Origin of the sequence: Dickeya lacustris, assembly GCF_029635795.1 — a bacterium.
Lineage (GTDB): Bacteria > Pseudomonadota > Gammaproteobacteria > Enterobacterales > Enterobacteriaceae > Dickeya > Dickeya lacustris.
On the sequence record NZ_CP114280.1, the window covers coordinates 3,687,752 to 3,714,750 of the forward strand.

Below are 26,999 nucleotides of genomic sequence, written 5' to 3' on the forward strand. Positions count from 1 at the left end.
AAATGCAGACAGTAAACAAATAGCAAACACAACATCACAACCACAAGCCAAAAGCACAGCCGTTAACCTTTTGCGCTTTTCGTTCCGGCTCAGGGAAGTGGCGCTACTATAGGTATTTGCTGGTGCATCCTCAACGGACAATTTATAATGCATCGGATTATAAAAACTAATGGCAGATGATGGGGCTTCCCTGAGTGTGCCAGATATGAAGAATCCGGTTTATGTCTAAACGATTGCCGCCCCTCAATGCGTTACGTGTTTTTGATGCGGCGGCCCGCCATCTCAGCTTTACCCGAGCCGCTGAAGAGTTGTTTGTCACTCAGGCTGCCGTCAGCCACCAGATAAAATCACTGGAGGATTTTCTTGGCCTGAAATTGTTCCGCCGCCGTAACCGCTCACTGTTGTTAACGGAGGAAGGGCAAAGCTATTTCCTCGATATTAAAGAAATTTTCTCTGCGTTGAATGAGGCTACGCGTAAGCTACAGGCGCGCAGTGCCAAAGGCGCATTAACGGTGAGCTTGCTGCCGAGCTTTGCGATTCACTGGCTGGTGCCGCGTCTGTCGAGCTTTAATTCGGAATATCCCGGCATTGATGTTCGTATTCAGGCGGTAGACCGTGAAGAGGAGCGCTTGTCTGATGATGTGGACGTGGCGATTTTCTATGGCCGAGGCAACTGGCCCGGCCTGAGAGTGGAAAAACTCTACGCAGAGTATCTGCTGCCCGTGTGCGCGCCGCAATTGCTGGCTGGCGAACATCCGTTAAAAACGCCGGAAGACCTGGCATGGCATACGCTATTGCATGATGCCTCGCGTCGTGACTGGCTGGCCTATACGCGTCAATTAGGTATTGCGCAAATCAATGTGCAGCAAGGGCCGATTTTCAGCCACAGTGCGATGGTGCTACAAGCGGCGATTCATGGGCAAGGTGTTGCTCTGGCGAATAATGTGATGGCCCAGACGGAGCTTGAAGCAGGCCGACTGGTGTGTCCGTTTAATGATGTGCTGGTCAGTAAAAATGCGTTTTATCTGGTTTGCCATGACAGTCAGGCGGAACTCGGTAAAATAGCCGCTTTTCGTCAATGGATCCTCGCGCGGGCGGCGAGTGAGCAGGAAAAATTCCGCTTTCGCTATGATAACTCGTCGCGCTGATGTTGCCGTTTGGCGCGTTAATCACGCATCGTATTGAAAATAAGGGTTTGGGCTAAACAATGAATAGCCGTTTCATGCTGATGTTTGCTGCTATTAGCGGGTTTGTGTATGTCGCACTGGGCGCGTTTGGCGCACATGTGTTGAGTAAAGCGCTGGGTGAGGCTCAAATGGCCTGGCTGCATACCGGATTACAGTATCAGGCCGTGCATACGCTAGTGATATTGGTGCTATCGGTGGCAATGTATCAGTGGGCGAGTGTCTGGTTTTATTGGAGCGCAGTGTTGCTGGCGTTGGGGACGGTGCTATTTAGCGGCAGTTTGTACTGTCTGGCGCTCTCGACCCTGCGTTTTTGGGTGTTTGTCACGCCGGTAGGAGGCGTCTGCTTCCTGGCGGGATGGGTGTTATTGTTAATCGGAGCCCTACGTCTTAAAGGCAGGGCTGAGTCGCATGAATAAAGTCATTTTGTACTGTCGCCCCGGTTTTGAAAAAGAGTGTGCGGCGGAGATAACGGATAAAGCTGCACACTATGAGGTGTATGGGTTTGTTCGCGTAAAAGAAAACAGCGGTTATGTCATTTTTGAATGCTATCAGCATGAGGATGCCGATCGTTTAATCAAAACATTGCCGTTTAACGATCTGGTGTTTGCCCGTCAGATGATGGTGTGCGGCGAGCTGTTGCGCGATCTGCCGCCCGATGACCGTATCACGCCTATTGTTGGGATGTTGACCGGGGTCATTGAGCGGGCTGGAGAGCTGCGTGTTGAAGTGCCGGACACCAACGAAAGCAAAGAGCTGATGAAGTTCTGCCGTAAGTTTACGGTGCCGTTGCGTGCAGCATTACGCGAAAACCGTATTTTATTGTTGCAGGAAAAGCGCGGTCGTCCGGTTATCCATGTGCTGTTTATCGCACCGGGCTGCTGTTATGTCGGATACTCTTACAGCAATAATCATTCACCATTTTATATGGGGATTCCCCGGCTGAAGTTTCCTGCGGATGCGCCAAGCCGCTCAACCCTGAAACTTGAGGAAGCCTTTCATGTGTTTGTGCCAGCGGATGAGTGGGATGAGCGCCTGGGCAGTGGCATGTATGCGGTGGATTTAGGGGCGTGCCCCGGTGGGTGGACGTATCAACTGGTGAAACGCAGCATGATGGTGTACGCGGTGGATAACGGCCAGATGTCGCCTGCGCTAATGGAAACAGGTCAGGTGATGCACCATCAGGAAGATGGCTTTCGCTTTGAACCGCCGCGCAATAATATCTATTGGCTGGTGTGTGACATGGTTGAGAAGCCCGCTAAAGTCACCAGCCGGATGGGTGACTGGCTGGTGAATGGCTGGTGTCGTGAGGCTATCTTTAACCTCAAACTCCCCATGAAAAAGCGCTATGAAGAAGTGGTGCAAAATCTGGCCCAGTTATCACAGCGTCTGGCAGAAAATGGCATTAACTTTGAAGTGCATGCCAAACACCTCTATCACGATCGTGAAGAAATCACCGTGCATGTGCGGCGTATCTGGGGAGCGATTCCCGGTCGGCGCGATGAACGTTAACGCGCACTAACGCACACTGTCACTGTCGGGTGCGGTGTCACGCCGGATAACGGCCGCCGTCAGTATGACGGCGGTGTGGCATGCATCGCTGGCGGCAGGCGTAACTGCTGGAGGTTGCCGTTGAAATGCAAATCGGTTTTGAGGGTCGCCACCTCGCGGCTACGGTAGGCTATTTCTTGGTGCGACAGCAGCTTGTGACGCCACTTTTCTGGAACCTGGTCTAATTGCTGGTATAACTGCTCTAGCGAATCGGCTTGCTGGAGCAGTTGTGCAGCGGTTTTAGGCCCTATGCCGTTGACCCCTGGAATTTTGCTACTGCTGATGCCAACGAGCCCCCAGTAATCCGGTAACTGCTTCGGTTGCACACCAAACTCTTTGGACACGAATGGCGCATCCAGCCAGCGTTTTTGAAAATAATCCCGAATGCGGATAGCCGGGGCAAGTAGCTGACAGTAGCCTTTATCGGTTGAAACAATCGTGGCCTGGTGCCCCTGCGCGCTGACTTTGCAGGCGAGTGTTGCCGCCAGATCGTCTGCTTCATTTCCCGGCGAGTGCCAACTGTTTACACCCATCGCAAGAAACGCCTCTTTGATTCGTGGCAACTCTTGTGCCAGCGTATCCGGCATCGGGGTTCGGCCTTCTTTATATTCCGCCAGCAATTGGTGTCGCCAGCTATAGGTGCGCGGTTCGTCATCGAAAACCGCTACGGCATGGGTGGGCTGGCTGTGATGAATCAATTGGCCTAGCGCATGTTGGCAGGCATTAAGACAGGGCGAGTTTTGTACGGCGTGAATACGCCGAATCAGGTTAAGTGCATCAACAATCAGCAGGTGTACGGCCATATTTATACATCATAAGTTGCCGCCATCAATCAATCGATGGCGGCCGGTTGGTCATGAGTGGATTTCGTAGCACGGCACGTAATCGCTGCCAGGCAACTTCATACGCTGCTGGGAGACAAAATCACGCAACAGGCTATCCATGTTTTTCATGATGCCTGCATTACCGTGTAACTTGTATGGGCCGTTTTCTTCAATTGCCCGAATGCCGGCCTCTTTCACGTTACCGGCGACAATACCGGAAAAGGCTTTGCGCAGCGCAGCCGCCAGCTCTTCTGCGGGTTGGTCGGGGTGCAGATTGAGGTTGGCCATATTCTCATGCGTTGGGTCGAACGGTAGCTGCAAATCGGGTGCAATACGCAGTGACCAGTTAAAGCTGTAGGCATCCCCGGTGTGACGGCGATGCTCTTTCACCTGCGGCATGGCTTTTTTCATCTGGCGAGCCACTTCAGCGGCATCATTGATGATTATTGAGTAGTAGCGGCGGGCCTGACGACCAAGCGTACTGACAATAAACTCATCCAGCACCCTGAAGTAATCGGCACTTTCCTGTGGGCCAGTGAGAATGATGGGCAGAACCTGCTCGCTGTTGGCCGGATCCATCATGATCCCCAACAGGTAGAGAAACTCTTCTGCCGTACCAACGCCGCCAGGGAAAATGATAATGCCATGGCCGATGCGCACGAAGGCTTCCAGACGTTTCTCAATATCCGGCATGATGATGAGCTCATTCACCAGCGGGTTAGGCGGCTCTGCGGCGATAATAGACGGCTCCGTCATGCCAATAAAACGCCCATCGCGATAGCGTTGCTGTGCATGACCCACGGCGGCACCTTTCATCGGCGCTTCCATTGCACCCGGCCCGCAGCCGGTACAAATATTCAATTCACGCAAACCAAGCTGGCTGCCGACTTTACGGGCGTATAAATATTCGATTTCATTGATGGAATGCCCGCCCCAACACACCACCAGATTGGGATCCTCTCCGACGTGCAGCGCCTTGGCATTACGCAGAATGGAGAAGACCAGATTGGTGATATGCGTGCTGTCTTCAAGATCGAGGGTTTGGTAGCGGCCTGCATTGGCTATCTGGCCATTTACAAACAGAATATCGCGCAATACGGCGAATAAGTTGGCCTGGAGAGAGCGGATTATCTGACCATCCACAAACGCTTCTTCTGGTGGATTGACCAGTTCCAGTTTAACGCCGCGCTCACGACGCAGAACATTGATGTCGAAATCCTCGTAGCGGGAGAGTAACTCCTTGCTGTTGTCCGTCTGGCTACCTGAGTTCAGAACGGCGAGGGAACAGTTACGAAATAACCGATAGAGATCGCTGCTGGCGGTGCTTTTCAGCATATCCACTTCCAACTGCGATAATAAATCCATAGACCCTAATGGGCTGATGTGTGTGATCATGCTACTCCCTGAAACGCAGTGTGCGACGACAGTTGTTCAAGATGTTTGTTCAACACGCAGGTGCAATACATGGGTGTCGTACCCTTTAGCGCCTTTTCACCTTAACGTGCCGATGCGTATTTTGCCAAGGCATGCTGAGGCTGACACCGCAAAGTTGCGCGGCATTACGCATTTTTATGCCTATTCTATCGACGATGGCCGTGCTGGTCGCGATAAGATAGAGCGCGATAAAACAGACGTTCACCGATTTGAGAGGCAAGATGGAACAGCAGGTTGTTCAGGCATTAGCGGATTTTACCCAGCGTTATGTCGGTTTATGGCAGCAGCAAACCGGGCATGCGCCCGCCAGCGAGGAACTATACGGCGTCGCATCGCCCTGTATTGTGACAACGCAGCACAATCAGATCTATTGGCTGCCTGAGCCCAATGCGGCATCAACCCGGCTTGATGGCGTGGAGCGTGCGCTGGAGATTCAGTTACATCCAGATGCCCATGCTTTTTTCACGGCGCAATATGCGGGGGATATGCGCTGCCGTTTTGAGGAGATCGACTGCACGCTACTGCAAGTCTGGAGTGAAGAGGATTTTGTCAGGATGCAGGAGAATTTAATTGGTCATCTTTTGACACAGAAACGGTTAAAATTATCACCTACGTTATTTCTTGCCACAACAGATTCAGAAATGATGCTAATCTCTTTGTGTAATTTGAGTGGTGAAGTGGTGCTGGAAGAGTTTGGAACGCGAACGCGTCGGGTTCTTTGCGGCAGTCTGAGTGATTTTCTGTCTAAATTATCACCGCTGATTTCATAATGCTGAATCGCGTTTCGCTTTTCGGCGTGTAAGAGATCTCTCACATTATGTGTAAGCCATCTCTTATCTTTAATATTAAATTAAGGTTTCAATTTAATTTTTGCATTATTAATTAATGAATTAATCGCTTCTGTGTGCAAAAGGTGTTTTTGATACGTAAATTGCGCCTTCAGGGTGGCTTGCTGATTCGCTTTAATTAATACATCTTATTATTCAGTTTAGTAACACGGTAACAAGGCGTGTCGGTGATATCAGGAAGACGTCATACGAGAACTTGTTACATGCCAGACTCTTTTTTCAGGATGAAATAAGGGACACCTCCAGGATGGAGAATGAGAGCCGGTCTTGGAATACCGGTGGGGCAGGAGCCTAAAGGGAATGCGGTCACGGATGATGATGAGGGATCGACCGTCAAGGATGAAAGAGGGAACGTCAGCAAGGATTGTGGGTTAGGAAGACCATCAAGGACAAGTTTTCAAGGACGAGCAGGGAAGCAACAAGGTGGCGGGATTGCTACAAACGAACCAGAGGGAACCGAGAAATCGGTTCCCTCTTTTCTTTGGTATCTCTTTAGCATCGCTTATCGTTTTCTTTGTTCAGCGCTTGCGTGGTGGCAGGTGCTTTAATGCCAACGGCGCCGGGAGTGCCTGCGGGCAATAACGGTGTTATGCTTTGCCGCCCCGTGATGTCGTCTGGAATATTCCTATGAATAACAATCTTGAAGTTAGGCAAGCGTTGTTTGCCATTGAGCAGGCGTTAAAACACAGCCAGCTGTGGCAGGCCGTTGCGCCTGATGAGGCGGCTTTCGCCAGTCAAGAACCCTTTTGTATCGATACCATGGCTGCTGAACAGTGGTTGCAATGGGTGTTTCTACCCCGTATGCACGCGTTGCTGGATAATGGCGGCCCTCTGCCGCAACGGTTGGCTATCCTGCCTTATTTCGAGGTGGCATTAAATGACAGCGCACAGTCAGTGACCGGGCTGCTGGCGCAGTTAGGCCGCTTTGATGCCTTATTTGAGAATCATTAAGCATGCTTGAGATTGTGTATCAGGACGAGCATTTGGTTGCGGTAAACAAACCTGCGGGTTGGTTGGTGCATCGTAGCTGGTTGGATCGTAAAGAAAAAGTAGTCGTGATGCAGACCGTGCGCGATCAAATTGGTCAGCATGTTTTTACCGTTCATCGGCTGGATAGACCGACATCTGGCGTGTTGTTGATGGCGCTGTCGCCTGCGGTAGCACGCCAGCTGGCGCAGCAATTTGAGCAGCATCAGATAGAGAAGGTTTATCATGCGGTCGTGCGCGGTTACGTGACAGACGACGGCATCATTGATTATGCCTTGACAGAAGAGCTGGATCGCATTGCAGATAAGTTCGCTAATCCTGACAAAGCGCCTCAACCGGCCGTCAGCCATTATCGTGCGCTGGCGCATACGGAAATGCCTGTGGCGATTGGGCGCTATGATACCTCGCGCTACAGCTTACTGGAGCTGAAACCTCAAACCGGTCGTAAACACCAGTTACGGCGTCATATGGCGCATTTGCGCCACCCGATTATCGGTGATACGACTCACGGTGATCTGCGCCAGAATCGAGGCATGGCGGCGCATTTTGGTTGTGCCCGGCTCATGCTACATGCCAGCCAGCTATCATTAACGCATCCGGTGACAGGGCAGCAATTGTCAATACAGGCCCGCTGGGATGCAGACTGGCAAGGCGTCATGGCGCAGTTTGGCTGGCAGGGCCATTTCCCTGATGTTGAAAGGGTTGAGTTTCTTGCTGCGTCTGGTCAGGATAGCGGACAGGCGTAGGCATAATACAGGAGAATCAGAGTCATGGCGCAAGTGGGGATTTTTGTTGGCACGGTGTACGGTAATGCTCTGTTGGTCGCTGAAGAGGCGGAAAAATATCTTAAAACGCTGGGTCATGATGTGAAGGTGTTCGAGGATGCTTCGTTAGATGACTGGCTGGCCTATGGGCAGCAGACGGCGCTGATTGTCACCTCAACGACGGGGCAGGGGCAATTGCCTGAATCGATAGTGCCTTTGTATGTAGCGCTGCGCGATAACGTGGGATATCAGCCCACACTGCGCTACGGCTTAATAGCCTTAGGGGACAGTAGCTACGAGCACTTCTGTGGCGCAGGCCATCTGTTTGATGCGCAGTTGCAGGAGATGGGGGCGACGCGCTTGGGAGACGTGCTGGAAATTGATGCGACGGAACACCCAGAGCCTGAATTGATAGCCACGCCGTGGGTGGAAAGCTGGGCGATATTACTGAATAACTGAGTCGTGCGTGGTGGCGAATTGCTACACCAGGTTATTTTCACACCAGACTATTTTCACACCAGATTATTTCTACACCATACGGTTGTCACACCATGATAATTCGGCTGGCAGGCGATAAAGCGCCTGTCAGCCTGCAAATCGCCGCTTACCGGTGCGTTAATTTTTCCAGATCGGCTTCGATTTCACTGATTTTATGCGTTACAACGCTTTCCAGATGACGTAAGTCGGAGAGGATTTTGCGTTTCAAATCCACTTCGACCTGATCACGCTGACAAATCTGGTCAAGCTCATCGACGACGTAACGCAGGTTGGGGCTTATCTCGTTGATTTCTTTATAACCCTGCCCAGCATTATCCGCCACGATGGTTTTACGCTGGCGCGGGTATTTAAACTTAACGCTCTTGGCGAAAAATTCCCCTTTGTCCTTGCGAAAATAGATCTTCAGAATATCGTTACTCGCCTCCTGACGGAGACTGTACTTGTCGATATCTTCCGGGTTGGCAATCCCAAGACTTTTCAGATTGTCGTACATAGCACCACCTTTCTTGTTTTGCATCGGCTCCTGAATGGGGCCGTTCTCTGGTCGTGATAGCGAAAAAATGGCGGGTAATAACCCGCCATTCAGTGTAGTCGTTCAATGCCATGAACGACAGGGATATCCGCATTATCAGCTGTGTTGTTGATGTAACACCTGATAACAGACTAACCGGTTAGTCAATCGTACGCAGTAATTCGTTAATGCCGACTTTACCGCGAGTCTTGGCGTCTACTTTTTTCACTATCACGGCACAGTACAGGCTGTAGCTGCCATCTTTTGACGGCAAATTCCCTGATACCACCACCGAGCCTGCCGGAACGCGGCCATAGTGGATTTCGCCGGTTTCACGGTCGTAAATTTTGGTGCTCTGGCCGATAAAGACGCCCATAGAGATAACCGAACCTTCTTCGACAATGACCCCTTCAACGACTTCTGAGCGCGCGCCGATAAAGCAGTTATCTTCGATGATGGTCGGGTTGGCTTGTAACGGCTCCAGTACGCCGCCAATGCCGACGCCGCCGGACAGGTGCACGTTCTTGCCTATCTGCGCGCACGAGCCAACGGTTGCCCACGTGTCCACCATACTGCCTTCGTCAACATAAGCACCGATATTGACGTAAGACGGCATCAGAACGGTATTACGGGCGATGAACGCACCCTGACGCACGCTGGCAGGCGGTACGACACGGAAGCCTTCACGCTGAAAGCGCGCTTCGTCGTAACCGGCGAATTTCATCGGGACTTTGTCGTAGTAGCGGGTTTCAGCCCCTTCCAGCAACTGATTATCGTTGATGCGAAAAGAGAGCAGCACCGCTTTCTTCAGCCACTGGTGAGTTACCCATTGGCCGTTGATTTTTTCCGCCACGCGCAGCGCACCGCTGTCTAACTGGCTGATGACCTGATTTACCGCTTCACGCGTCACTGCGTCAACATTGGCCGGAGTGATTTCCGCGCGGCGTTCAAAGGCGGTTTCGATGACGTTCTGTAATGACTGCATCCTGTTTCTCTTTCGTGATTAATAAAACGTAAGTGATGAATAACATCTAACTCGGGCCCTTCTGCCAGGCGTGATGGGCAAAGGGCACGGAATATTTTAAGAAGCTACTTTATCGTTTGGGTCGAGGGCTTCTGTCAACCGTTGTTGTAACTTGAGCCTTAATTCGGGGCTTAATGCCCGCCTTTCGGCATCGGCCAGGATAAACAAGTCTTCGACCCGCTCGCCGATGGTGGAAATACGAGCGCCATGCAGCGACAAATTCAGATCGGCAAAGATCTCGCCTACCCGGGCCAGCAGCCCCGGCTGGTCAAGCGCAATCAGCTCCATATAACTGCGCCGGTCGGTGTGCGTGGGTAAAAAGCTGACGGCGGTAGGCACACTGAAATGACGCAGGCGCGAGGAGGGGCGGCGTGCGCGCGGGTGCTGGTAGTCTCGTTGTGTGAGCGCTTGCTCGATGGCATGGCGAATCATGTCGTGGCGGTCAGGGGCAAGCGGGCTGCCATCGGGCTCCAGTACAATAAAGGTATCCATCGCCATACCGTCGCGACTGGTGAAAATTTGCGCGTCATGTACGCTCAGGTTACGCCTGTCAAGTTCGCCTGCAACAGCGGCAAACAGATAAGGTCTGTCCGGGCTCCAGATGAAGATTTCGGTACCACCACGGCTGGCCTGATGGCTGATAAGCACTAATGGCTTTGAAGTATCATGCTCGAGCAGATGACGGGCGTGCCAGGCGAGTTGGTTGGGAGAGTGGCGCAGGAAATAATCCGCACGACAGCGGCTCCAAATGTGGTGCAACGCTTCCTCATCAATGTTATCCATGCGCAACAACGCCAGGGCCTGTAAGCGATGATGACGTACCCGGTCACGTAAATCTGGCGAGCTTTGCATGCCCCGGCGGAGCTGTCTTTCCGTGGCGTAATAGAGCTCGCGCAGCAGACTTTGTTTCCAGCTGTTCCATAGCGTCTCATTGGTGGCGCAAATATCGGCTACCGTCAGGTTGAGCAGATAGCGCAGGCGGTTTTCGCTCTGTACCTGTTCGGCAAACTGCTGGATAACTGCCGGGTCTTGAATGTCGCGCCGCTGCGCGGTGACGGACATCAATAGATGACAACGAACCAGCCAGGCGACCAGTTGTGTTTCCCGCGAGTTCAGGCCGTGCAAAGCAGCGAACTCCAGCGCATCTTTAGCACCGAGTTCAGAATGGTCGCCACCCCGGCCTTTAGCTATATCGTGAAACAGCGCCGCCAGCAGCAATAATTCCGGTTGCGGCAGGCGAGGATAGAGCTCCACGCATAACGGATGCGCGGCACGCGTGCCCTCGTCGTTGAAGCTTTCCAGTTTTAGCAACACCCGAATCGTGTGTTCGTCCACGGTGTAGGCGTGGAATAAGTCAAATTGCATTTGCCCGACAATGCTTCCCCATTGCGGCATATAAGCCCACAGCACACTGTGAGTATGCATCGGCAGCAGCGCGCGGGTAACGGCGCGCGGGTGGCGCAAAATGGTCATGAACAGGTGGCGCGCCTCCGGGATGGTACAAAGTGGCTGGGCCAGATGGCGGCGCGCATAGCGCAAATGTCGCAACGTCGTTGAGTAAATACCGGTTATCTCCTGATTACGTACCATCAGGTAGAACATGCGAATAATGGCTTCCGGTTTACGGGTAAACAGGGTTTCATCACGTAAGTCAATCAGCGTGCCGCGCAACTGGAATTCATCGTCCAGCGGGCGCGGTTTTTCGCTGGTGTCCAGCGCCAGTATTGCCTCGTCAAACAGTTGCAATAGCATCTGGTTCAGCTCGCCGACGCGACGCGTCATGCGGTAGAAATCCTTCATCATCCGTTCTACCGGAGCATTGCCTTCACCTTGATATTGCAGCAACTGCGCCACATTTAGCTGTCTATCAAACAGCAGGCGGTTGTCGTAGCGCGGTAAAATCAGGTGTAGCGCAAAGCGGATGCGCCATAAAAAACTCTGGCATTCGTTGAGCTCATTGCGTTCCGCTTCGGTTAGAAAGCCGAATCCCACCATTTCATTGAGCGACGTTTGCGCCAAAATGACGCCGCGCAACCCACAGCAAGGTGTGAATATCACGTAATCCGCCGGGGCTGCTTTTGATGTCCGGTTCCAGATTGTAACTGGTGCTGTGATAGCGCTGATGGCGCTCGCGTTGCTCGGTGATTTTGGCCGGAAAGAAGGTTGCTGAAGGCCAGAAGGCATCGCTAAAAATATGTTTTTGCAACGAGAGGAACAGCGCGACATCACCACAAATCATGCGCGATTCAATCAGGTTGGTGGCAACGGAAATGTCAGCCCGGCCTTCTTCTAAACACTCATCAAGCGTGCGCACACTGTGGCCAACTTCCAGCCTTAAATCCCACAACAAGGTAATAAAAGTACCGATCGTCTGAGATTGTGCTTCAGTTAACGGTTGTTGGCTTAAGACCAGTAAATCAATGTCTGATAGCGGGTGCAGTTCACCCCGGCCATAGCCACCGACGGCGACCAACGCGGTTTGTCCAACATGTTCAAAGCCGTAAAAACGCCACAAACGCTGCATCAAATGATCGATAAACAGTGTCCGCGCATCGATCAGCGCTTCAGCACTCACACCCGCTTTGAACTCATCGGCCAGCCAGTGCTGGAACTGTTCCAGATGTGTTCTCAGCGGCTGACAAGCCAGCATATCGTCCGTGAAGGTAAGAGGCGATGCAGGTAAGGGGTGCGTTGATGTGGAAATATCGGAAATCGAGGTGTCTGGAATACCGTGCGAAAGATCTCTGTCTATCATGTGCGCCGCCATAACATAAAAAAGCCGGCTGTTGCCGGCTCATGCTGGGTTATTCCTGATGCGTAATGAGGTTGGGGAGGGTGTCATCCTTACGCAACGTCATTATTTCGCAGCCGTTTTCAGTCACCACAATAGTATGCTCATACTGTGCCGACAAGCTGCGATCTTTGGTTTTTACCGTCCAGCCATCTTTCATGGTACGGATACGGAAATCACCGGCATTGACCATTGGCTCAATGGTAAACGCCATGCCCGGTTGCAGCACCACGCCGCCGTCATCGGCATCATAGTGCAATACCTGCGGCTCTTCGTGAAAACCACGGCCAATCCCGTGGCCGCAGTATTCGCGCACGACGGAAAAATCCTGAGCTTCAACGTACTTTTGAATCTCACGGCCTAGCGTACGCAAACGGATACCGGGTTTCACCATCCGCAAGGCCAGATACAGGCTATCTTGTGCAACTTTGCACAGGCGCTCGCCCTGAATGGTCGGTTTACCAACGATGAACATTTTGGACGTATCACCATGGAAATCATCTTTGATCACGGTGACGTCGATATTCACGATATCGCCATCTTTGAGAATTTTGTCGTCGCTCGGGATGCCGTGGCACACCACTTCATTGACAGAAATGCAGACAGACTTAGGAAAGCCGTGATAACCGAGGCAGGCAGAAATCGCATTTTGCTTGTTGGTGATGTGGTCATGGCAAATGCGGTCTAGTTCACCGGTGCTCACGCCGGGCACCACGTGCGGCTCGATAATTTCCAGCACTTCCGCCGCCAGGCGGCCCGCCACGCGCATTTTTTCGATATCTTCAGAGGTTTTGATTGAGATTGCCATTGAATTCAGTCCGCAGGTGTCGTCGCGTTCCCGACGAAATAGAGTCAGTAAATCAGGATTTATGGTATCAGCCCTGCCTGACACTGCCAAATCATCATTTGGCCACAAGGCGCTCATCAAGACGTAAATTGCGGCGCATTGTATGCAACAAAAATTGGTGTGCGGGGGCAGTTTGTGGTATAAAGCGCGCCGGTGTTCCGGCTTGTTGGTTTCGGGTAACTGAAATTCGGGGAACTGAAATACAGGTCGGTTCAAACTGAACTCACTATGTGTATAACACACACGTGTCGGCACATTCGCCGGGGTGCCTTGAGAGGTCTCTCTCTGGTCGGCGCAATGGGACACGTGGAGGCATAACCCCATACTTAATTCATAGAGGTAATCATGGCAACTGTTTCCATGCGCGACATGCTCAAGGCGGGCGTACACTTTGGTCACCAGACTCGTTACTGGAACCCGAAAATGAAGCCGTTCATCTTCGGTGCTCGTAACAAAGTGCACATCATCAACCTTGAGAAAACTGTACCGATGTTCAACGAAGCGCTGGCTGAGTTGAGCAAGATCGCTTCCCGTAAGGGCAAGATCCTGTTCGTTGGTACTAAGCGCGCAGCAAGCGAAGCGGTAAAAGACGCTGCTAACAACTGCGACCAGTTCTTTGTGAACCATCGCTGGTTGGGCGGTATGCTGACTAACTGGAAAACCGTTCGTCAGTCCATCAAACGTCTGAAAGATCTGGAAACTCAGGCTCAGGACGGCACGTTCGACAAGCTGACCAAGAAAGAAGCGCTGCTGCGCACCCGTGAACTGGACAAGCTGGAAAACAGCCTGGGCGGTATCAAAGACATGGGCGGTCTGCCTGACGCGCTGTTCGTTATCGACGCCGATCACGAACACATTGCCATCAAAGAAGCAAACAACCTGGGTATTCCGGTATTTGCAATCGTTGATACCAACTCTGATCCTGATGGTGTTGATTACATCATCCCGGGTAACGATGACGCCATCCGCGCTGTCACCCTGTATCTGAGCGCCGTTGCTACCGCCGTTCGCGAAGGCCGTTCTCAGGATCTGGCTGAACAGGCTGAAGAGAGCTTCGTCGAAGCTGAATAATAAGGCCAGCTCTGTTGAGCCCTTATTAACCAGGTATTGACATATGTTGGTTAGGGGGCCTTGAAGGCCCCCTTTTTACTTATCTCTTACTTATCTCCCGCACGAGATAACCGAGGAAAAGATAATGGCTGAAATTACCGCCGCCCTGGTAAAAGAACTGCGCGAACGTACTGGCGCAGGCATGATGGAATGTAAAAAAGCGCTGGTTGAAGCTAATGGCGACATCGAGCTTGCTATTGATAACATGCGTAAATCTGGCCAGGCGAAAGCTGCCAAGAAAGCAGGCCGTGTTGCTGCTGAAGGCGTGATCCTGACTAAAATCGCTGCTGATGGCAAATACGGCATCATCGTTGAACTGAACTGCGAAACCGACTTCGTTGCTAAAGATGCCGGCTTTAAAGCGTTTGGCGAAGAAGTGGCGACGGCTGCACTGAACGAGCGCATCACTGATGTTGAAGTTCTGAAAGCAAAATTCGAAGAACAGCGTACTGCTCTGGTAGCGAAAATCGGCGAAAACATCAATATCCGTCGTATCGCTGTGCAGACTGGCGACGCGCTGGGTTCTTACATGCACGGTGCCCGCATCGGTGTTATGGTTGCTGCGACCGGCGCTAATGAAGAGCTGATCAAGCACGTTGCGATGCATATCGCTGCCAGCAAACCGGAATATGTCAACGCTGACGATGTACCGGCTGACGTGGTTGCTCGTGAGCACCAGATCCAGCTCGACATCGCCATGCAGTCTGGCAAGCCACGCGAAATCGCTGAGAAAATGGTTGAAGGCCGTATGCGTAAATTCACCGGTGAGATCTCTCTGACTGGTCAGAATTTCGTGATGGACCCGAACAAAACTGTTGGTCAGTTGCTCAAAGAGCACAATGCTGCAGTGAGCAGCTTCATCCGCTACGAAGTGGGTGAGGGTATTGAAAAAGCAGAAGTTGACTTTGCTGCAGAAGTTGCAGCAATGAGCAAGCAGTCTTAATAAAAAAAAGGAGCCGCCAGTTGGCGGTTCCTTTTTATCCAGCCAAACTATTTCGTAATACAGATAATTTCATGACACTGGAGAACCCGCCTGTGGTTGCTCGAGTGTGGCAGTAACAATCCCCAGTACGATGACAGCCTGTTTAGGACAAGAACACCATGGCAACCAACGCAAAACCCGTATATCAACGTATCCTGCTTAAGCTGAGTGGCGAAGCGCTGCAAGGAGCTGAAGGTTTCGGTATCGATGCGAGTATTCTCGATCGCATGGCCCAGGAAGTAAAAGAGCTGGTTGAGCTGGGCATCCAGGTCGGTGTGGTGATAGGCGGTGGCAATTTATTTCGTGGCGCAGGCCTTGCAAAAGCGGGTATGAACCGTGTGGTCGGCGACCATATGGGCATGCTGGCGACCGTCATGAACGGTCTGGCGATGCGTGATGCGCTGCACCGAGCCTACGTGAACGCACGACTGATGTCAGCTATCCCGCTTAATGGCGTATGTGATAATTACAACTGGGCTGAGGCGATTAGCCTTTTGCGTAACAACCGCGTGGTGATCTTCTCCGCAGGTACAGGCAATCCTTTCTTTACGACAGATTCAGCAGCCTGTTTGCGTGGCATCGAAATTGAAGCGGATGTGGTGCTGAAAGCCACCAAGGTTGACGGCGTATTTTCAGCCGATCCGGTGAAAGACCCGACGGCAACGCTGTATGAAACGTTGAACTATCAAGATGTGCTGGAGCGCGAGCTTAAGGTAATGGATCTGGCTGCCTTTACGCTGGCGCGTGACCATAATCTGCCTATCCGTGTTTTCAACATGAATAAGCCTGGCGCGTTGCGCCGCGTGGTTATGGGTGAAAAAGAAGGCACGTTGATCAGTAATAACGGCTGAGGTTGAATTTAAGGTAATATCTTGTTTTGGTGATACAAGATAGCGCCATCTCTCGCCAGCTTCGCTGGCCTCGAATGATTCACCGGGTCATGCGGTTTGCGTGGCCTGACTGGCAACCAGTTTTCAAGGGTTCACAACGTGATTAATGACATCAGAAAAGACGCTGAAACACGCATGGACAAATGCGTAGACGCATTCAAGAACCAAATCAGTAAAATTCGTACTGGCCGTGCTTCGCCAAGCCTGCTTGATGGTATTTACGTCGAGTATTACGGCAGCGCCACGCCGTTGCGCCAGTTGGCGAACGTTGTGGTGGAAGATGCCCGTACGCTGGCTGTGACCGTTTTTGATCGCACCATGGGCCCGGCTGTAGAAAAAGCGATTATGGCGTCCGATCTTGGGCTGAATCCGATGTCAGCCGGCACCGTTATTCGTGTTCCGCTGCCGCCGTTGACCGAAGAGCGCCGTAAAGATCTTATCAAAGTGGTGCGTGGCGAAGCCGAGCAGGGCCGTGTCTCTGTGCGTAATGTGCGCCGTGATGCGAATGACAAGCTGAAAGCATTGTTGAAAGATAAAACGATTAGTGAAGACGATGAGCGTCGCGCCCAGGATGATGTCCAGAAGTTAACCGATAACTTTATCAAAAAAATCGATACTTCTTTGGCTGAGAAAGAAAAAGAATTAATGGATTTTTAATTCGTTGCTAAACGGTCGCGCCGCTGGCAGGTGTGGGGTTTACCCGCCCTCCTGCGGCGTTTTATTTTTTAGCGCCCGTAGTATTGTCTTGGGAATATTGTCTTGGGAACGCCACACCTTCTGTTCTAAAGAACGTATTACCCCGCAACAATGCCGCGCGTGCTGACATAAGACTGGTGATGTACCCATTTCTAACCCAGTTCTATCAGGGTGTGTATTCATGAAACAACTGACTATCCTCGGCTCAACCGGTTCTATTGGCGTCAGTTCTCTGGCGGTTGTCAGGGCCAACCCGGATGTGTTCTCGATAAAAGCGCTGGTTGCAGGGCGCAATGTGTCTTTAATGGCGGAGCAATGTTTAACGTTTCGCCCGGCCTATGCCGCGATGGCTGATGAGGATAGTGCGCGTGAGCTTCGCCAGCGTTTGAGTGAGGCGGGATGCCACACCCATGTGCTCAGTGGTGAACAGGCCGCATGCGAACTGGCGGCATTGGATGATGTCGATCAGGTGATGGCGGCGATTGTTGGCGCAGCGGGATTGTTACCCACTTTGGCGGCGATTCGTGCGGGTAAACGCGTGTTGCTGGCGAATAAGGAATCGCTTGTGACCTGCGGGCGCTTGTTTATGGACGAAGTGGTGAAATGCGGTGCGCAATTATTGCCGGTTGATAGTGAGCACAGCGCGATTTTTCAGAGTTTACCTGAGCCTATTCAACGGCAACTGGGATATGCTCCGTTGGCGCAATTTGGCGTTGAGCGTATTGTACTAACCGGCTCCGGGGGCCCCTTTCGTGAAAGCACGCTGGCTGAATTGCAAGACGTGACGCCTGCGCAAGCGTGTGCCCACCCAAATTGGTCAATGGGGCGTAAGATCTCCGTAGACTCAGCCACGATGATGAATAAAGGGCTTGAGTATATTGAAGCGCGTTGGTTGTTTAACGCTTCACGCGAACAGATGGAGGTCATTATCCATCCTCAGTCGGTGATTCATTCAATGGTGCGTTACCGCGATGGCAGTGTGATGGCTCAACTTGGCTCGCCGGATATGCGCACGCCGATTGCGTATGCGATGGCTTATCCGGGACGGGTGTTTTCTGGCGCGCCGTCACTCGATTTCTGCCAACTGGGTGGGTTGACGTTCTCTGCACCGGACTTCCAGCGTTATCCTTGTCTGGGGTTAGCGATTGAGGCCTGCGAGCAGGGGCAAGCGGCAACTACCGCGCTCAATGCGGCTAATGAAGTGGCTGTGGCGGCGTTTTTACGTGAGGCAATTCGCTTTACTGATATTGCGGCCATCAGCCAGCATGTGCTGGCTCAACTGACACTGCCTGAGCCGCAACGTGTTGAGGATGTCTTGTCGATTGATATCTGGGCAAGGCAAACGGCGGAACATTCTCTACGACGTTATCAATAACCTGATGCGGGTGTGTTTGTTCAGTCGCACCCGAAATGGTATAGTCTGCGCCGCTTATGCGCGGTGGAAACCACGCTACGGTGCCAGGAAGCTGTGTGTGCACAGCTTTTTTTATGCTGTCAGAATTAGGTTGCGACTGAAATAGTCACTTTCTTGCTCAAGGAAATTAAAACGCGCTATGCCCTCCGAAAATCAACACGATAGCCTACAGTTGTTACCTGGCACTCCACGCCATGTGGCAATTATTATGGATGGCAATGGTCGTTGGGCCAAACAGAGAGGGAAACTCAGGGTTTCTGGCCATCAAGCGGGAGTGAAGTCTGTACGTCGGGCTATCAGTTATGCGGTTGCTCAACGCCTTGAAGCGTTAACCCTCTATGCCTTTAGCAGTGAAAACTGGAATCGTCCGGCGCAGGAAGTTTCTGCTTTGATGGAGCTGTTTGTGCGTGTGCTCAATAGCGAAGTGAAGAACCTGCATAAGCATAATGTCCGTTTGCGGGTTATCGGCGATATCAGTCGGTTTAGCGCGCGTTTGCAGGCGCTTATTCGTCGCTCTGAATCGGTAACAGAAAATAATACCGGGCTGGTGCTGAATATCGCTGCGAATTATGGCGGGCGTTGGGATATTATCCACGGGGTCAGGAAAATAGCTGAACAGGTTCAGGAAGGCGCATTGCATCCTGATAGCATTGATGAATCGACCCTGTCTCGCTATGTCTGTTTAAGCGATCTGGCTCCGGTTGATTTGGTAATAAGAACCGGTGGTGAACATCGCATCAGTAATTTTCTGTTATGGCAGATTGCGTATGCAGAGTTTTATTTTACCGACGTTCTCTGGCCGGATTTTGATGAACAAACCTTTGAAGGTGCCATTCATGCCTTTGCTCAACGTGAGCGTCGCTTTGGGGGAACTACACCGGTCGATGCCAATGCATCGTAAGGGGTTTTTTTGCTGAAGTATCGCCTGATTACTGCGCTTATCTTGATCCCTTTGGTGATCGTTGCGCTGTTTTTCCTGCCACCCTTAGCCTTTTCTCTGGTCACGCTGGTTGTCTGTATGCTGGCCGCCTGGGAATGGGGGCAATTGGCGGGATTGGTTTCTTACACACAACGTTTCATGCTGGCTCTTGCCTGTGGTTTTTTACTGGCGAGCATGCTCCTGACGCTGCCTGATTACCTTCACGCCGTCACCTCAACACAGGTTTGCATACCGCTGTGGTTCTCACTGGCCTGGTGGAGTCTGGCGTTGTTGCTGGTGCTGTTTTATCCTTCTTCTGCTGCGCTGTGGCGCCACTCGCGTCTGTTGCGCCTCGGTTTTGGCTTGTTGACGATCGTGCCTTTTTTCTGGGGGATGGTGGTGCTGCGTCAATTTGATTATGACGCAAACCCGTTTACCGGCGCATGGTGGCTGCTGTATGTGATGGTGCTGGTGTGGGGGGCGGATAGCGGCGCGTATCTGTTTGGTAAGTTGTTCGGACGACATAAATTGTCCCCACGGGTATCGCCAGGAAAAACCTGGGAAGGGTTCTGTGGTGGTCTGGCGACGTCGGCGGTGATTGCGCTCTTGTTTAGCCATTACGCGCCATTATCCCTGTCAACGTCTACCCTGCTGGTGTGTTCTGTCATCGCGACGCTTGCATCCGTTTTGGGGGATTTGACCGAAAGCATGTTCAAACGTGAGGCGGGTATTAAAGATAGCGGTCACATTATCCCGGGGCATGGCGGTATTTTAGATCGCATCGATAGCCTGACGGCCGCGATCCCCGTCTTTTCATGTTTGATGTTGTTGCTGTTTAAGGCCGTTTAGGAATACAGGTAAAGTCTGCTTATGCTGAATGTTCTCTGGAGCCTGGCTGCGTTTATTGTTGCACTCGGTGTGCTCATTACGGTACATGAATTTGGCCACTTTTGGGTGGCCCGGCGTTGTGGCGTTAGCGTTGAGCGTTTCTCCATTGGCTTTGGCAAGGCGCTGTGGCGACGCCGCGATCGGTTGGGTACGGAATATGTGATAGCCCTGATTCCTTTAGGGGGCTATGTGAAGATGCTTGATGGCCGGGTGGAACCGGTTCCTGTTGAGCAGCAGTCACGCGCATTCAATCATAAAGCCATCTGGCAACGTGCGGCGATTGTTAGCGCCGGGCCGATTGCCAACTTTATTTTTGCCGTTATCGCTTATTGGCTGGTGTTCATTATCGGCGTGCCGGGTGTTCGTCCGGTTATCGGTGAAATCTTACCCGGTTCGATTGCGGCTCAGGCGCAAATTTCGCCAGGAACGGAACTAAAGTCGATTGATGGCATCGAAACGCCTGACTGGGATAGCGTGCGTCTGGCGCTCATTGGCAAAATTGGCGAGGCGGATGTGTCGATGGAAACTGCCGCATTAGGCCGTTCTCAGACTTCGCTTATACGGCTTGATTTGCAGAACTGGCATTTTGATCCCGAGCGTCAGGACCCGGTGGTTTCGCTGGGGATAATGCCGAAAGGGCCGCAGGTTGAATCGGTGCTGGCACAGGTTCAACCTCGTTCGGCTGCCGAAAAAGCCGGTTTGCAAGTCGCAGACAGGATCGTTAAAGTCGATGGCCAGCCATTGATTCGCTGGCAGCAATTTGTCATTGCCGTGCGCGATAATCCCGGCAAACCGGTAACGCTTGAGGTAGAAAGGCAGGGGCAGCGCGTTTCTGTCGTTCTCACACCGGATAGCAAGGCAGTAGGGAAAGACAGGCTAGAGGGGTTTGCTGGTGTCGTGCCGACGGTGACGCCTCTGCCTGCTGAGTATAAAACGGTACGCCAGTATGGGCCATTTAGCGCCATCTATGCTGCAGGGGATAAAACCTGGCAACTGATGAAGCTGACGGTTAGCATGTTGGGTAAGCTTATCACCGGAGACGTGAAACTGAACAACCTGAGCGGCCCGATTTCGATTGCGCAGGGAGCAGGCATGTCAGCAGATTATGGGTTGGTATACTATCTGATGTTTTTGGCGCTGATCAGCGTCAATCTGGGTATTATCAATCTGTTTCCTTTGCCGGTACTGGATGGGGGGCATCTGCTTTTTCTGGCGATTGAAAAGCTGAAAGGCGGACCGGTTTCCGAGCGTGTGCAGGATGTTAGTTATCGTGTTGGCACAGTGTTGCTGATGATGCTAATGGGGCTTGCACTTTTCAATGATTTTTCCCGCCTTTAGGTGTGGATCAGGTTAGGAAAAACGCATAACAACGATGGCGATGAAAAAGTTGCTCATAGCGTCGCTGCTGTTTGGCAGCGCCACCGTATACGGTGCAGACGGATTCGTAGTGAAAGACATTCATTTCGAGGGCCTGCAACGAGTTGCCGTCGGTGCGGCATTGCTCAGTATGCCTGTTCGGGTGGGAGATACCATCACTGACGAAGATATCGGTAACACCATCCGGGCCTTGTTTGCTACCGGGAATTTTGAAGACGTTCGTGTCCTGCGGGATGGGAATGCGCTTTTAATTCAGGTAAAAGAACGCCCGACTATCGCCAGCCTCACGTTCTCCGGCAATAAAGCGGTGAAAGAGGAGATGCTTAAGGAGAATCTGGAAGCATCCGGTGTGCGAGTCGGTGAGGCGCTGGACCGTACCACCCTGTCCAATATTGAAAAAGGATTAGAAGACTTTTACTACAGCGTGGGTAAGTACAGTGCGACCGTTAAAGCAGTGGTCACACCGTTACCGCGCAATCGCGTTGATCTTAAACTGGTCTTTACCGAAGGTGTTTCTGCCAAGATTCAGCAGATCAATATTGTTGGTAATAAATCCTTTAATTCCGATGAGTTGATTTCACGCTTCCAACTGCGTGAATGAAGTGCCATGGTGGAACCTGGTAGGCGATCGGAAATATGAGAAACAAAAGCTGTCAGGGGATTTAGAGACCCTGCGCAGTTTCTATCTTGATCGTGGCTATGCGCGTTTTAATATCGATTCCACGCAAGTTAGCCTGACGCCGGATAAAAAAGGCATCTACATCACCATCAATATTACTGAAGGTGAACAGTACAAGCTTTCTGGTGTCACCGTGCGCGGCAATCTGGTCGGCCATGCCACCGAGATTGAGGATTTGACGCGTATTCAGCCTGGTGAGCTGTATAACGGCACCAAAGTGACCAAGATGGAAGAGGAAATTAAGAAACTACTCGGCCGCTATGGTTATGCTTACCCCCGCGTTGTTACTCAACCTGAAATCAATGACACCGATAAAACGGTGCGTTTGAGTATTAATGTGGATGCCGGCAACCGCTTTACCGTGCGTCGTATCCGCTTTGAAGGGAACGACGTTTCCAAAGATTCCGTTCTGCGTCGTGAAATGCGGCAGATGGAAGGGGGATGGCTGGGTAATGATCTGGTGCAGCAGGGGAAAGAGCGTCTCAACCGCCTTGGCTATTTTGAAAGCGTGGATGTTGAAACCCAGCGCGTACCGGGAACACCCGATCAAGTTGACGTGGTGTATAAGGTTAAAGAGCGCAACACCGGTAGCCTGAACTTCGGGGTGGGTTTCGGTACAGAAAGCGGGATCAGCTTCCAGGCTGGTGTACAGCAGGATAACTGGCTGGGTACGGGTAATTCCGTAGGGATTAGCGGTACGCGCAACGACTACCAAACCTATATCGAACTGTCGATGACCGATCCGTATTTTACGGTGGACGGCGTTAGCCTCGGTGGTCGTATTTTCTATAACAACTTCAAAGCGTTGGATGCCGATCTTTCTGACTATACCAACCAGAGCTATGGTATAGGTACGACGCTAGGCTTCCCTATCAACGAGAATAACTCGTTGCGTCTCGGTTTGGACTACGTACATAACTCTCTGTCTGATATGAAACCGCAGGTGGCGATGTGGCGTTATCTCAACAAAGCGGGTTCGAATCCTGACCCTAGCACCACCTCCAGCGCAAGCTTCAGCGCCAATGACTATTTCCTGACCTCCGGCTGGACTTATAACAACCTCGACCGTGGTTTCTTCCCAACGGCAGGTAATCGTGCCAGTCTGAATGCCAAGGTAACGGCGCCTGGCTCAGATAACGAATACTATAAGCTCACCTTTGATTCAGCGAGCTATTACCCGCTGAGTGAAAGCCATAACTGGGTATTAATGGCCAGAACCAAGGCCGGTTATGGCGACGGGTTAGGTGGTAAGGAAGTGCCGTTCTACGATAACTTCTTTGCCGGCGGCTCAAGTACCGTGCGTGGTTTCCGCTCGAACACCATCGGGCCGAAGGCGGCTTACTATACCGGCTGTACTTCAAGCAACGTATCATCTTGCAGTATTAACCCGAGCAAAATGAGCGATGCGGTTGGCGGGAATGCGATGGCGGTAGCCAGCGCCGAACTGATTGTGCCGACACCGTTTATCAGCGATAAGTATGCCAGCTCAGTACGTACCTCGTTCTTTATTGATGCCGGTACCGTATGGGACACCCATTGGGAGAATACGGCCCAGACACTGGCGGCGGGCGTGCCGGATTACAGTACGCCGGGCAATATTCGTATGTCGTCGGGGCTTGCTGTTCAATGGATGTCGCCACTGGGGCCGTTGGTGTTCTCTTACGCCCAGCCGTTTAAGAAACACGATGGCGATAAGTCGGAGCAATTCCAGTTTAATATCGGTAAAACCTGGTAACGGAATCCTCCCGGCGTTTGATAAAAGTAGCATGTCATCAGTATTCGGAGGTCGTTTTATGTGCAAGCCTCCGATGCTGTGATTACGATAAGCGCCATGTGCGCAGAAATACTTAGGGTGAGGAGTTTTAAAGTGAAAAAGTGGTTGTATGCCGCAGGTTTAGGTTTAACGCTGGCAGTCTCTGCCGGTGCACAGGCTGCTGACAAAATTGCGATTGTCAACGTTTCCAGTATCTTCCAACAGTTGCCACAGCGTGAAACTGTCGCGAAACAGCTGGAAAACGAGTTCAAAGGCCGTGCTTCTGAACTACAGGCAATGGAACGCGACCTGCAAGATAAAATGCAGAAATTGCAGCGTGATGGCTCAACAATGAAAGCCAGCGATCGCAGCAAAATGGAAAAAGACGTCATGGCGCAGCGCGAGCAGTTCTCCAACAAAGCGCAGGCATTTGAGCAAGACAACCGCCGCCGTCAGATGGAAGAGCGTAACAAAATTCTGAGCCGTATTCAGGATGCTGTGAAATCTGTAGCCAGCAAACAGGGCTATGACGTAGTGATTGATGCAAATGCCATTGCTTATGCGGATAACGCGAAAGACATTACGGCTGATGTGCTGAAACAGGTTAAATAACACATGGTTTCAATTCGACTGGATGCCTTGGCTCAACAGTTGGATGCACAATTGCACGGTGATGGCGATATCGTCATCACCGCTGTTGCTTCTATGCATTCAGCTCAAGCAGGACAGATTACTTTTCTATCCGATAGCCGTTATCGCGAGCAGTTAAGTCAGACGCAAGCTTCCGCTGTGGTGTTGACGGAAGCGGATTTGCCATTCTGCCAAACGGCTGCGCTGGTGGTGAAGAATCCCTATTTGGCCTATGCGCGTATGGCGCAGTTGATGGATACAACTCCCGCGCCCGCGCAGGGTATCGCGCCTTCTGCGGTAATTGCACCTGATGCGCGTTTAGGAGATGGGGTTTCTGTTGGCGCGAATACCGTCATTGAATCCGGTGTAGAACTGGGTGATGGCGTGTCGATTGGCGCTGGTTGCTTTGTTGGCAAGAATACCCGGATTGGCGCGGGCACACGCTTATGGGCGAATGTGACGGTTTATCACAATGTGGTGATGGGTGCGCAGTGTCTGATTCAGTCTGGCGCGGTGATCGGTTCCGATGGTTTTGGTTATGCTAACGATCGCGGTAACTGGATCAAAATCCCGCAGTTGGGAACGGTCAGGATTGGCGATCGCGTCGAGATCGGTGCCAGTACCACCATCGATCGTGGTGCGTTGGATGATACCATTATTGGCAACGGGGTTATCATCGATAATCAATGTCAGATTGCACACAATGTTGTGATTGGTGACAATACGGCGGTTGCCGGTGGCGTTATCATGGCGGGCAGTCTGAAAATTGGCCGTTACTGTATGATTGGCGGTGCCAGCGTTATCAATGGTCATATGGAGATCTGCGATAAAGTCACGGTGACGGGAATGGGGATGGTGATGCGGCCGATTACCGAGCCTGGCGTTTATTCATCCGGCATTCCGTTACAGCCGAATAAGTCCTGGCGCAAGACTGCGGCGTTGGTGATGAACATTGACGAGATGAGTAAACGACTCAAAGCGCTGGAGCGTAAGCTCGGCGATCATTGATCGTTGACTGTCTTTGCGTTGCGTTATCAGTAACGCTGGAACACGTAATTTTTATTTGCGGCCTGCATGTTGTCCCCTCCCTTGCAGGGGAATGCAGGCCGTGTTGTTAATGATATCGTTTTATTGACAGGAAGCGTATTTTGAATACAGACACGCAAACTCTGCATATTGAAGAGATTCTGGATCTACTACCGCACCGCTATCCGTTTTTGCTGGTGGATCGTGTACTGGATTTTGAGAAAGGAAGATTCCTGCGCGCGGTAAAAAATGTCTCTTTCAATGAGCCCTTCTTTCAGGGGCATTTCCCCGGAAAACCGATTTTCCCTGGCGTATTGATTCTGGAAGCGATGGCGCAAGCCACGGGTATTTTGGCGTTCAAAAGCCTGGGTAAACTCGAACCCGGTGAGTTGTATTATTTTGCCGCTGTTGATGAAGCTCGCTTTAAACGCCCGGTTGCACCGGGAGATCAGATGATTCTGGAAGTCGAGTTCATTAAAGAGCGTCGTGGTATTGCACGATTCAAAGGTGTTGCTAAAGTTGATGGTGAAATTGCCTGCGAAGCTGAAATGATGTGCGCGCGCCGTCGGGAGGGCTAATTCGTGATTGATCCAACCGCCTTTGTTCATCCGAGTTCCATCGTTGAAGACGGTGCCATTATTGGCGCCGGAGTACACATTGGGCCGTTTTGCCACATAGGCTCACAAGTCGAAATTGGTTCAGGTACCGTGCTGAAATCACATGTCGTGATCAACGGTATCACCAAGATTGGCTGTGATAACCAAATCTATCAGTTTGTTACTATCGGTGAGGTCAATCAGGACCTGAAATACGCCGGCGAACCGACCCGTGTTGAAGTGGGCGATCGTAACCGTATTCGTGAAAGTGTGACCATTCACCGGGGTACGGCACAAGGCGGTGGGTTGACCAAAGTGGGCAACGATAACTTGCTGATGATCAACACCCATATCGCGCACGACTGTGTGGTTGGTAATCGCTGTATTTTAGCGAACAATGCCACATTGGGCGGGCATGTGTCGGTGGATGATTTCGCTATTATCGGCGGTATGACCGCAGTGCATCAGTTCTGTGTTATCGGTGCTCATGTGATGGTTGGCGGGTGTTCCGGTGTGGCGCAAGACGTGCCGCCGTACCTGATTGCGCAAGGCAATCATGCGACGCCATTCGGTATTAATATCGAAGGGCTCAAACGCCGTGGTTTTGAAAAAGAGACGCTGCACGCCATCCGCAATGCGTACAAATTGATTTACCGCAGTGGCAAGACGCTTGATGAAGTGAAAAGTGACCTTGAAGCATTGGCCGCAGAGCACCCTGCGGTGCAGGCTTACCTCGATTTCTTTACCCGCTCGACGCGTGGGATCATCCGTTAAGT

At 51.7% G+C, this 26,999-nt stretch carries 25 protein-coding genes and 2 pseudogenes; 21 read left to right on the forward strand and 6 right to left on the reverse strand.

Annotated elements, in window-relative coordinates; genetic code table 11:
• Window positions 1-221 precede the first annotated feature (221 nt).
• Genes O1Q98_RS16680 through rlmM form a run of 3 tightly spaced genes read left to right on the forward strand, consistent with a single transcriptional unit; the run spans window position 222 to window position 2,696 of the window.
• Window positions 222-1,148 carry a transcriptional regulator GcvA gene (locus O1Q98_RS16680; protein ID WP_125258600.1) on the forward strand — a complete coding sequence of 309 codons (927 nt, stop codon included), beginning with the start codon at window positions 222-224 and terminating at the stop codon, window positions 1,146-1,148.
• Window positions 1,149-1,207: 59 nt separating this feature from the next.
• Complete coding sequence (locus O1Q98_RS16685; RefSeq protein ID WP_125258601.1) at window positions 1,208-1,603, forward strand: DUF423 domain-containing protein; 396 nt, start codon at window positions 1,208-1,210, stop codon at window positions 1,601-1,603.
• Window positions 1,596-2,696, forward strand: coding sequence for a 23S rRNA (cytidine(2498)-2'-O)-methyltransferase RlmM (gene rlmM, locus O1Q98_RS16690; RefSeq protein ID WP_125258602.1), 1,101 nt, complete (start codon window positions 1,596-1,598; stop codon window positions 2,694-2,696). The genes O1Q98_RS16685 and rlmM overlap by 8 nt, the downstream gene beginning before the upstream one ends.
• Window positions 2,697-2,755: 59 nt before the next feature.
• Here rlmM and xni read toward each other — a convergent pair whose 3' ends face one another.
• Window positions 2,756-3,538, reverse strand: coding sequence for a flap endonuclease Xni (gene xni / locus O1Q98_RS16695; RefSeq protein WP_125258603.1), 783 nt, complete (start codon window positions 3,536-3,538; stop codon window positions 2,756-2,758).
• A gap of 51 nt (window positions 3,539-3,589) precedes the next feature.
• Window positions 3,590-4,954 carry a nucleotide 5'-monophosphate nucleosidase PpnN gene (gene ppnN / locus O1Q98_RS16700; protein WP_125258604.1) on the reverse strand — a complete coding sequence of 455 codons (1,365 nt, stop codon included), beginning with the start codon at window positions 4,952-4,954 and terminating at the stop codon, window positions 3,590-3,592.
• 260 nt (window positions 4,955-5,214) lie between these two features.
• Between ppnN and syd the strand changes: the two genes are divergently transcribed.
• From syd to O1Q98_RS16725, 5 genes are all read left to right on the forward strand, one after another.
• Window positions 5,215-5,763 (forward strand): SecY-interacting protein, encoded by a 549-nt coding sequence (gene syd / locus O1Q98_RS16705; RefSeq protein WP_125258605.1) that lies wholly within the window; start codon window positions 5,215-5,217, stop codon window positions 5,761-5,763.
• Window positions 5,764-6,095: 332 nt separating this feature from the next.
• Window positions 6,096-6,389, forward strand: coding sequence for a hypothetical protein (locus O1Q98_RS16710; protein WP_164512963.1), 294 nt, complete (start codon window positions 6,096-6,098; stop codon window positions 6,387-6,389).
• A 79-nt stretch (window positions 6,390-6,468) separates the two neighbouring features.
• Window positions 6,469-6,792 (forward strand): YqcC family protein, encoded by a 324-nt coding sequence (locus O1Q98_RS16715; RefSeq protein ID WP_125258606.1) that lies wholly within the window; start codon window positions 6,469-6,471, stop codon window positions 6,790-6,792.
• Between the two features lie 2 nt (window positions 6,793-6,794).
• A complete protein-coding gene (truC, locus tag O1Q98_RS16720; protein WP_125258607.1) occupies window positions 6,795-7,574 on the forward strand; it encodes a tRNA pseudouridine(65) synthase TruC in 780 nt (259 codons plus the stop codon).
• Window positions 7,575-7,598: 24 nt separating this feature from the next.
• The gene (locus tag O1Q98_RS16725) at window positions 7,599-8,051 is read left to right on the forward strand and encodes a flavodoxin (RefSeq protein WP_125258608.1); all 453 of its coding nucleotides are present in this window, start codon (window positions 7,599-7,601) and stop codon (window positions 8,049-8,051) included.
• Between the two features lie 145 nt (window positions 8,052-8,196).
• Here O1Q98_RS16725 and O1Q98_RS16730 read toward each other — a convergent pair whose 3' ends face one another.
• From O1Q98_RS16730 to map, 4 genes and pseudogenes are all read right to left on the reverse strand, one after another.
• Complete coding sequence (locus O1Q98_RS16730; protein WP_125258637.1) at window positions 8,197-8,583, reverse strand: DUF3461 family protein; 387 nt, start codon at window positions 8,581-8,583, stop codon at window positions 8,197-8,199.
• A gap of 178 nt (window positions 8,584-8,761) precedes the next feature.
• Window positions 8,762-9,586 carry a 2,3,4,5-tetrahydropyridine-2,6-dicarboxylate N-succinyltransferase gene (gene dapD / locus O1Q98_RS16735; protein ID WP_125258609.1) on the reverse strand — a complete coding sequence of 275 codons (825 nt, stop codon included), beginning with the start codon at window positions 9,584-9,586 and terminating at the stop codon, window positions 8,762-8,764.
• A gap of 96 nt (window positions 9,587-9,682) precedes the next feature.
• Window positions 9,683-12,380 (reverse strand): annotated as a pseudogene (glnD, locus tag O1Q98_RS16740) (bifunctional uridylyltransferase/uridylyl-removing protein GlnD).
• Window positions 12,381-12,429: 49 nt separating this feature from the next.
• Complete coding sequence (gene map, locus O1Q98_RS16745) at window positions 12,430-13,224, reverse strand: type I methionyl aminopeptidase (RefSeq protein WP_125258611.1); 795 nt, start codon at window positions 13,222-13,224, stop codon at window positions 12,430-12,432.
• 384 nt (window positions 13,225-13,608) lie between these two features.
• On the opposite strand from map, the gene rpsB reads away from it, so the two are divergent.
• From rpsB to lpxA, 13 genes and pseudogenes are all read left to right on the forward strand, one after another.
• Complete coding sequence (gene rpsB, locus O1Q98_RS16750; protein ID WP_125258612.1) at window positions 13,609-14,334, forward strand: 30S ribosomal protein S2; 726 nt, start codon at window positions 13,609-13,611, stop codon at window positions 14,332-14,334.
• A 124-nt stretch (window positions 14,335-14,458) separates the two neighbouring features.
• Window positions 14,459-15,316 carry a translation elongation factor Ts gene (gene tsf / locus O1Q98_RS16755; RefSeq protein WP_125258613.1) on the forward strand — a complete coding sequence of 286 codons (858 nt, stop codon included), beginning with the start codon at window positions 14,459-14,461 and terminating at the stop codon, window positions 15,314-15,316.
• A gap of 158 nt (window positions 15,317-15,474) precedes the next feature.
• Complete coding sequence (pyrH, locus tag O1Q98_RS16760; RefSeq protein WP_035340358.1) at window positions 15,475-16,206, forward strand: UMP kinase; 732 nt, start codon at window positions 15,475-15,477, stop codon at window positions 16,204-16,206.
• Between the two features lie 138 nt (window positions 16,207-16,344).
• Window positions 16,345-16,902 carry a ribosome recycling factor gene (gene frr / locus O1Q98_RS16765; protein ID WP_125258614.1) on the forward strand — a complete coding sequence of 186 codons (558 nt, stop codon included), beginning with the start codon at window positions 16,345-16,347 and terminating at the stop codon, window positions 16,900-16,902.
• Window positions 16,903-17,122: 220 nt separating this feature from the next.
• Window positions 17,123-18,316 carry a 1-deoxy-D-xylulose-5-phosphate reductoisomerase gene (ispC, locus tag O1Q98_RS16770; protein ID WP_125258615.1) on the forward strand — a complete coding sequence of 398 codons (1,194 nt, stop codon included), beginning with the start codon at window positions 17,123-17,125 and terminating at the stop codon, window positions 18,314-18,316.
• Window positions 18,317-18,494: 178 nt separating this feature from the next.
• A complete protein-coding gene (ispU, locus tag O1Q98_RS16775) occupies window positions 18,495-19,256 on the forward strand; it encodes a (2E,6E)-farnesyl-diphosphate-specific ditrans,polycis-undecaprenyl-diphosphate synthase (protein WP_125258616.1) in 762 nt (253 codons plus the stop codon).
• Window positions 19,257-19,265: 9 nt separating this feature from the next.
• Window positions 19,266-20,123, forward strand: coding sequence for a phosphatidate cytidylyltransferase (gene cdsA / locus O1Q98_RS16780; RefSeq protein ID WP_125258617.1), 858 nt, complete (start codon window positions 19,266-19,268; stop codon window positions 20,121-20,123).
• A gap of 21 nt (window positions 20,124-20,144) precedes the next feature.
• Window positions 20,145-21,500 carry a sigma E protease regulator RseP gene (rseP, locus tag O1Q98_RS16785; RefSeq protein ID WP_125258618.1) on the forward strand — a complete coding sequence of 452 codons (1,356 nt, stop codon included), beginning with the start codon at window positions 20,145-20,147 and terminating at the stop codon, window positions 21,498-21,500.
• A 34-nt stretch (window positions 21,501-21,534) separates the two neighbouring features.
• Window positions 21,535-23,953 (forward strand): annotated as a pseudogene (gene bamA / locus O1Q98_RS16790) (outer membrane protein assembly factor BamA).
• Between the two features lie 132 nt (window positions 23,954-24,085).
• Window positions 24,086-24,583, forward strand: coding sequence for a molecular chaperone Skp (gene skp, locus O1Q98_RS16795; RefSeq protein WP_125258620.1), 498 nt, complete (start codon window positions 24,086-24,088; stop codon window positions 24,581-24,583).
• A gap of 3 nt (window positions 24,584-24,586) precedes the next feature.
• Entirely contained in the window at window positions 24,587-25,609 is a 1,023-nt protein-coding gene (gene lpxD, locus O1Q98_RS16800) for a UDP-3-O-(3-hydroxymyristoyl)glucosamine N-acyltransferase (RefSeq protein ID WP_125258621.1), read from the forward strand.
• Between the two features lie 140 nt (window positions 25,610-25,749).
• Window positions 25,750-26,205 (forward strand): 3-hydroxyacyl-ACP dehydratase FabZ, encoded by a 456-nt coding sequence (fabZ, locus tag O1Q98_RS16805; RefSeq protein ID WP_035340368.1) that lies wholly within the window; start codon window positions 25,750-25,752, stop codon window positions 26,203-26,205.
• Between the two features lie 3 nt (window positions 26,206-26,208).
• Window positions 26,209-26,997: an acyl-ACP--UDP-N-acetylglucosamine O-acyltransferase gene (gene lpxA, locus O1Q98_RS16810; protein ID WP_125258622.1), complete on the forward strand. Its 789-nt coding sequence runs from the start codon at window positions 26,209-26,211 to the stop codon at window positions 26,995-26,997.
• The last annotated feature ends 2 nt before the right edge of the window (window positions 26,998-26,999 follow it).